Source organism: Anaerosporobacter sp. (assembly GCF_031551385.1).
Classification (GTDB): Bacteria; Bacillota; Clostridia; order Lachnospirales; family Lachnospiraceae; genus Anaerosporobacter.
This window is the reverse complement of sequence record NZ_JAVBNS010000263.1, coordinates 1-7,504: the sequence shown is the minus strand read 5'-3', so window position 1 is coordinate 7,504 and position 7,504 is coordinate 1. Positions and strand designations below refer to the sequence as shown.

Below are 7,504 nucleotides of genomic sequence, written 5' to 3'. Positions count from 1 at the left end.
ATGAGTATTATTAATTGTAACTCTCTGCTGTGTTCCTACGAACATAAATCCCCTACCTAACTCAAGCAAAAATTTCTCAATCTGATCTACCAGTGCTTTTTCTAAATCACTTTCCAGCAATGGTTTGTCTTCAGGAATTCCTAAGAATTCAAATACATAAGGGTCTTTGATAATGTCCTTGGGATTGTTCATTTCTATTCCTGCTGTTGCTAATTTCAATACTTCTTCTTTATTAGCATCACCCTTTGAAAGTAGCAAACGTTCATATAATGAAGTATTGATTTGTCTCTTTAATTCACGAACAGACCAATTTGCATTAACTGTTTCTTTTTCATAAAAACTGCGTTTATCTTTATCCGAAATGCCTAGAAGTTCGCAATAATGAGACCAACTCAATTTTCCAGACACTGTCTGTAAAATTGGATATGCTTGATAAAACGATCTCATATTATAAATATTTGCAATTGAGAAACCTTTTCCAAACTCAGATGTCAATGCCTTAGATAGCTGTTTTAATGTCTGCTCTCCATATTCTGCTCTGATACTATCATTTTGCTCGTAACGAACAATGATTTCTCCAATCTTCCAATATGAAGTGATTAATTCGTTATTCACTTCTCTTGCAACATTTCGTCTAGCACTATTCAAAATATCTTTTATCTCATTTACTAATGGATTCATAATTCCATTTGCCATAAATCTTTACCCCCTTTATTTTATTCTTTTAAGCAGGCAAAGACTTTCACAATGCACCGTCTCTGGAAACATATCCACCGCACAAACCTTCTCCACCTTATACCCATTCTCCTGCAAAATCACCAAATCCCTAGCCAAAGAAGTAGGCTTACAGCTAATATATACTAATCGATCTACACCATAATTAATAATCTTATTCAACGCTTTCGGATGAATCCCATCTCTTGGTGGGTCAAGCACGATTAAGTCTGGTTTATCCTTAATATCATCAATTACTTTAAGAACATCACCAGCAATAAACTCACAATTATCAAGATTATTCAATTTTGCATTCTCTCTCGCCGCAACTACAGCTTCTTCAACAATTTCAACACCAATAATTTTCTTTGCAACCGGTGCAAGTAATTGAGCGATTGTACCTGTTCCACTATATAAATCGAAGATTAGCTTGTCTTTCGTCTCTCCAACATATTCTCTTGCCTTGCTGTAAAGGACTTCTGCTCCAAGAGAATTTGTTTGGAAGAAGGAAAATGTCGAGATTTTGAATTTAAGTCCAAGTAACTCTTCGTAGAAGAAATCTTGACCGTATAATACTTCCATAGAATCACTTTGCACTACATCCGCTAGACTATCATTGATTGTATGAGCGATTCCAACGATTTTACCATTTAATGAAAGTGCTAATAACTCATCTTTTAATTCAGACAAAGCAACTTGTTGCTGAGAAGAAGTTACTAAGTTAATAATCATTTCACCAGTTTTTACAGCACGACGAACAAGCAGATGTCTTAGATATCCTTCATGAGAGTTCTTTTTATAGAAAGAAATCCCTCTCTCACTAAAATATGTTAACACAGTTGTAAGAATCTGATTGTAATCCGAATCTACGATTTTACAGTTCGATGCCGTTACGATATCATGGAAACTTCCTTTTTTGTGAAGACCTAGAGCAAGAGGACCATCTTTAACTTCATCCCCAAAAGAGAATTCCATCTTATTGCGATATCCCCATTCTACTGGACTTCCAAGGATTCCTTCAAATTCGTAGTCTTCACATACTTCATCAATTAGCTTCTTAACTTGCGATGCTTTCAACTCTAACTGATTTTCATACGAAAATGTTTGGTATGTACAACCACCACAAGGTCCAAAATGTGGGCATAATGCTTCTCTTGTTTCAAGTTTTGATTTTTCTAAAACTTCTTGTAGTCTACCTTCCGCTCTTCCTTGACGTTTCTTGCTAACTACGAAACGAACTTTTTGTCCAAGTAATGCATTTTTAATACTAACTTTCGTATCATCTATCATGATAATTCCCTTATTCGGAAAATCTACTCTTTCTACAATGCCTTCTAGCACTTCGCCCTTTTTCATTTTATATACCTTTTCTTTCTATATTTTTCACTATAACTGTCTCATGCTATTTTAACATAGGATTCCCAATTCAACAATTATATATTTCAATTTTAGTCCCTATCCTCTATAATAAGAAGGGATATGCCAATTATCCACCTAGATGATGTTTAATCCAAGTATCACTTTTACACCATCGTTCTAAATCACTGGAGGAAATAAAATGCAAATAACAATCGATTCATACGAAATCACATATCAGGTACAGTATGCCAAACGACAAAAAATCACAATGGAATTAAGTCCAGAAGGGCTTGTAACATTGAAAGCTCCACTCAAGACACCCATTGAAGAAATCGAGAAGTATCTAAACAGCAATAAAAAGCCTATCATTAAATTATATAAAAGCATGGAAAATCGGGTCTATGTCTCTAGAAATAAAAGCTACAATGAGGAAGAAAACTTTCTTTACCTTGGTAAAGCATGTAAGCTAAGCGAACTGTTAACAGAAATTCCAGAAACAGAAGAAGATGTGCAAGCTGCGCTTTACTCCTTCTATACAAAGAACACTCGTAAGATTACGAAAGAACGTGTAAAATATTTTGAAAAAATAATTGGCGTGAAGGCTAAGAGTGTAACAATTGTCAACACTCCGAAAACCTGGGGAACATGTAGTTCAACCAAGGAATTGACGTTCAATTATCGTCTATCCATGGCTTCTCCGGCAGCTATCGATTATGTTGTTATTCATGAACTCTGTCACTTGTACCATCTAAACCATGACCGCTCTTTCTGGCGTAAAGTTGGTAGTTTTGATCCCAAGTACGAAGCGCACCAAGCATATTTAGCACAGTTTGGTGCCTATATGACTATATAACTACGCCAGACTATTATACCAGATTCTGACGCTCTACATTTACGACAACATTAACATTGAAATGCTAGATAATAAACCTTTCAAACGCAAAATGGCAAGAGCCATATCGCCCTTGCCATTTTCTGCTTGAAAGGTTATTCTTCCTTCGCTAATACTTTTTTACACCAACTTCTTTTATTACAGCATGGACATTTCAATACTCTTGCAGAACTAGCATTTATTCCGATTAAATAGCTACCGAAACTTGGTACAAATGTTTCCCCACACTTCTTACATTTATAATATCCAATTGTACGACCTCCATGTTTTACTACAGAAAATCCAACCATAAAAATTAAACAAGCAATTCCAACTAAAACAGATTTTACAGGAACACTCATTACATCCGTATACATACAGACAACCAAAATCAATGTGAGAAATGAAACAATTGCGATGCCTCCTACGATTAATGAAAGTTGCATTTTAATCTTATTTTCTTCTTTTTCCTTAATAAAACTCACCATGTTTTCCTCCGCTTTCTCCTTATAATCTGCTTCAGAAAGTCGCTCTCCAGAAAGTAATTCGTTTACGCTGATTTCTAACTCATTGCATAGCGGAAGTAGCAACGAAATCTCAGGAAAACCATTTCCCCGTTCCCACTTCGAAATCGTCTTGTCACTAATTCCAAGAATATCAGCCAACTGACGTTGTGTATACTTTTTCCTCTTTCTTTCCTCTGCAATAAATTTTCCTAATTTTAATTGATCCATTATCTTCTCCTCTCTTTCCCCCATTATGCCATTCTATCCTTCCACTTCCCACCCACGAATCGTAGAATATAGTGAATTATCGCGGATTCTACGATTCGTAGAGTACTATTTCACTTTGAATCTCCCCTTGCAATTGCCACTTCCTGCATATATAATATTTCTAGATGCTACAAATGTTAATTTATAACATCCAGTGCAATTAAAAACTCGAATAAAAAAAGGAGGCTTTTTAATGTCTAAAATTGACGTAGTAAGAGGCGATATGATGACTGCTATGAAAGCAGGCGAAAAGGAAAAGAAGAATGCTCTTTCAGCATTATTAACAGCTCTTAAAAATGCTGCAATTGATAAACGCAGTGATTTAACAGCAGAGGAAGAAGATAGCATTGTTCTTAAAGAAATAAAATCCTTAAAAGAAAGTATTGAATCATCACCAGCAGACCGTACAGAATTCATTCAGGAATGCCAATTCCGAATTGATATCATACAAGCATACGCTCCAGTGTTTATGTCTGAAGATGAGATTCAAGCAATCATTCAAGGTGTATTAGAAGAACTCGGTATCACTGAGCCAGCAGCAAAAGACAAAGGAAATATCATGAAAAACCTTATGCCAAAAGTAAAAGGCAAAGCCGATAGCTCTCTTGTAAATCAACTAGTTGGCAAATTATTCGAATAAACTAACTATTTGAATATAACCAATCGAACATTATATAACTTAAAAGCGAGTACACGATATGTAGTTATAAAAATACACCTATCCTGTCCTCGCTTTTATTCTAACTACCTTCCCTGCATATTCGCTGATGCTCTCTAACTCTCTTCCACACATTTATAAAACCGCATCAAGGAGTCCATCGTCCCAGCAAGGTTTTGTTCACTTAAGCCTTTCGCTTCTTCAAAATCCATCGGTACTCGGTTAATACTGAATATAGACGTAACCCCCATATCATATGCCGCTTCGATATCTTCTGCAATAGAACCAACGACTGCAACTACAGGAACATTCTCTAGTTTAGCACGCATAGCAATTCCGATTACAGCCTTTCCATGAAGACTTTGGCTATCGATACGACCTTCGCCAGTAAATACCATGTCTGTTCCTATTAGTAAATCATCAAAATGAATCAAGTCAAGTAATGTATCAATACCAGAACGAAGCTTACCATGGAAGAAAGTAACAACACCAGCACCGAAACCGCCTGCTGCTCCTGCACCAGGTAAATGACTTACCCTTTTATCAAGTGCCTCTTCCATAACATCAGCTAACGAGCGTAGGTTCGAATCCAATAACTGAACCATAGCCTCATCCGCACCCTTTTGAGGACCAAACACATATGCCGCCCCCTCAGGTCCATAGAGTGGATTATCAATATCACACATAGCAGTTACTTTAACACCTTGTAAACGCTCTTCCGTTATACTATTATCAATATCCGCAATCTTAAACAACGTATCCGAAGTAGGTATGAACGCTTTCCCGGTTGTGTCAAAGAAACTCGTCCCCAATGCTCTTGCTGCACCAACGCCAGCATCATTCGTACAACTTCCACCTAGGCCAAGAATAATTTCTCTACAACCTTGCTCAATCGCATGTTTCATCATTAGCCCTACGCCATATGTAGTCGTTTCCTTTGGATTTAATCCTTGTTTGCTGTTCTTTGCTAACATAAGACCTGCTGCACTTGCCATCTCAATCATTGCCGTATCACCAAGTCTAGCATAATAAGCATCTAACTTTTCGCCATAAGGTCCTGTCGTGCGAACCATAATCTTTTTTGCGTCTGTTGCATGCAAAAAGCAATCAACAGTACCTTCTCCACCATCTGCAATTGGTAGCTTAATAATTTCACAATCCTCAAAATGTTTCCTAACTGCTGATTCCATAATATTGCATATCTGAAAAGAAGACATCGTTCCTTTATAAGAATCAGGTATAATAATACAACGCTTCATATCTGCACCTCCATGTACCTTCTCTAATGTTTTCTATAGGTTGCTTTCCACATATAGATTAAACTGGTCAACGGGTATTGGTCTTGAATAGTAATATCCTTGTGCGATATCACATGAAATGTTTGCCAAGAACTCCTCTTGTTCCTTCGTTTCTACACCTTCGCAAACAACATCCAGATTAAGCATATGCGCCAACTCAACAACTTTCGTAATAACATCTTTTTTCTGTTGTGATTTATCAGAATCAATTAAAAATTCTCGATCAATCTTAAGCACATCTGCAGGCATTTCTGTAAGTAAATTTAATGAAGAATATCCACTTCCAAAATCATCGATTGCGAACTTAATATCACGTTCCTTTAATAACTTTATAACACGAACTAAAAGCGTATGATTCTCAATGTACAACGTCTCTGTTACCTCTAATTCAATCAATTGACCAGGTACTCCTATCTCATCCATAATCTTGCATATATTATCTACATATTGAGGATTCGATAATAGATATCTTGATTGATTCACGGAAATAGAAAATGTAGAAAGATTATTTTTAACCCTCTTCATTTGATAGGAAGAAACTTCTTTCAGTACATAGTAATCCAGTTGCTCAATAAATCCATTTCTCTCAAATACAGGTATAAACTGATCAGGAAACACTATCGTTCCATCTGGTTTAATCCAACGAATCAGTGCCTCCGCCCCAACAATTTTCTTTGTTTTCAAATCGATTTTCGGTTGATAGAATACTTTGAATTCCTGTTCTTCAAGAGCTTTCTTCATCTCTTCTTCCATTCGTGACTCCGTTAATAATTTCTTTTCCATTTCATCTGTATAGATGGCGAACATAGAGTCACTATTATCGCGAACCATTCTTTGCGCTAAGATTGCCTTATTAATCATCGTTGCAACTAATTCATTACGATCATCAATTCGGTATAAACCAAAATTCACTTTTATAGAGATATCCAGTTTAAAACTCGATTTCACTTCATCTAAGATAAAATAAAATTCCTGAATTAAATCAAGATAATTCCCCTCTTCAACCAATACGACAAAACCATTTTCAGAGGTTCTTGCCATAATCTCTTCTCCCGCCAATAGGTTACATACCTTACTTGCAATGGATCGAAGCAAATCGTCTCCCACTTTTCTACCATAGTATTGAATAAAATACTTGAAGCGGTAAATGTCAAATATCATAATATAGTACTGTCTTTGCGTATATTCCTCTAATATCTTCGGAACAATATTTTCAAAATGTGTCTGATTATAGCAACCAGTCAACTTATCAATTGAAGAAAGTCGATGAAATATACTTTTCAGTATTATAATTAATGCCGTTACTGCCACTGTCAAAATCAAAGCTATAAGTAAAATAACAGTACTATACTCATGTAAAAATGCATTTAAATTGAATACTGATTTTTGATTGCTTAGTTCCATATTAACTGCTTCATAGGCATCCATAGTGCTGACATATTGAATGCAGTTATCTAGTATTCCCATTAATCGACTATCCGTATCATTCGAGATAACAAGCGAAATCTCAATCTTTGAGTTTATTGCCTGACTAATTAAGAGTTCTTCTTTTCCAGCTATCATCATCGCTTTATTGGCACTATAATAATCAACTACTGCAAAATCCGCTGTATTATCTTCAAGTGCACCAATGCAATATTCTAGTTTATCTGCCCAAGTAATATGATTTACTTCAAACTGCTCATAAAAATAATTACTTAGGTGTTTCATAGACTTAACCGCTACAAGATTTAAGCCTGTCGTTTCATTTATATACTGTTTCGTACTAAGTAGAAGTACTTGACTCGTAAGATACGGAGACGAAATCTTTAACTTACTGTTGTCTAATAGT

7 protein-coding genes are annotated in these 7,504 nt (G+C 35.8%); 2 read left to right on the top strand and 5 right to left on the bottom strand.

The features are described from left to right. On the bottom strand, positions 1–696 hold a 696-nt coding region (locus RMR19_RS19780; RefSeq protein ID WP_310605231.1), incomplete at its 3' end, for a PDDEXK nuclease domain-containing protein. A gap of 15 nt (positions 697–711) precedes the next feature. Continuing rightward, positions 712–2,070, bottom strand: a complete 1,359-nt coding sequence (gene rlmD, locus RMR19_RS19775; protein WP_310605230.1) for a 23S rRNA (uracil(1939)-C(5))-methyltransferase RlmD — start codon at positions 2,068–2,070, stop codon at positions 712–714. Positions 2,071–2,272: 202 nt separating this feature from the next. Between rlmD and RMR19_RS19770 the strand changes: the two genes are divergently transcribed. After that, on the top strand, positions 2,273–2,926 hold the full coding sequence (locus RMR19_RS19770) for a M48 family metallopeptidase (RefSeq protein ID WP_310605229.1): 654 nt from the start codon (positions 2,273–2,275) through the stop codon (positions 2,924–2,926). Between the two features lie 134 nt (positions 2,927–3,060). On the opposite strand, the gene RMR19_RS19765 is transcribed toward RMR19_RS19770, so the two are convergent. Continuing rightward, entirely contained in the window at positions 3,061–3,702 is a 642-nt protein-coding gene (locus RMR19_RS19765; protein WP_310605228.1) for a helix-turn-helix domain-containing protein, read from the bottom strand. A gap of 208 nt (positions 3,703–3,910) precedes the next feature. Between RMR19_RS19765 and RMR19_RS19760 the strand changes: the two genes are divergently transcribed. Next, positions 3,911–4,357, top strand: coding sequence for a GatB/YqeY domain-containing protein (locus RMR19_RS19760; protein ID WP_310605227.1), 447 nt, complete (start codon positions 3,911–3,913; stop codon positions 4,355–4,357). Between the two features lie 134 nt (positions 4,358–4,491). Here the strand turns inward: RMR19_RS19760 and RMR19_RS19755 are convergent, their stop codons facing one another. Together RMR19_RS19755 and RMR19_RS19750 are read right to left on the bottom strand one after the other, a co-directional pair. Continuing rightward, positions 4,492–5,634 carry a glycerate kinase family protein gene (locus RMR19_RS19755; RefSeq protein WP_310605226.1) on the bottom strand — a complete coding sequence of 381 codons (1,143 nt, stop codon included), beginning with the start codon at positions 5,632–5,634 and terminating at the stop codon, positions 4,492–4,494. Positions 5,635–5,667: 33 nt separating this feature from the next. Beyond that, positions 5,668–7,504 (bottom strand): putative bifunctional diguanylate cyclase/phosphodiesterase (locus RMR19_RS19750; RefSeq protein WP_310605225.1); only part of this gene is annotated, 1,837 nt, incomplete at its 5' end.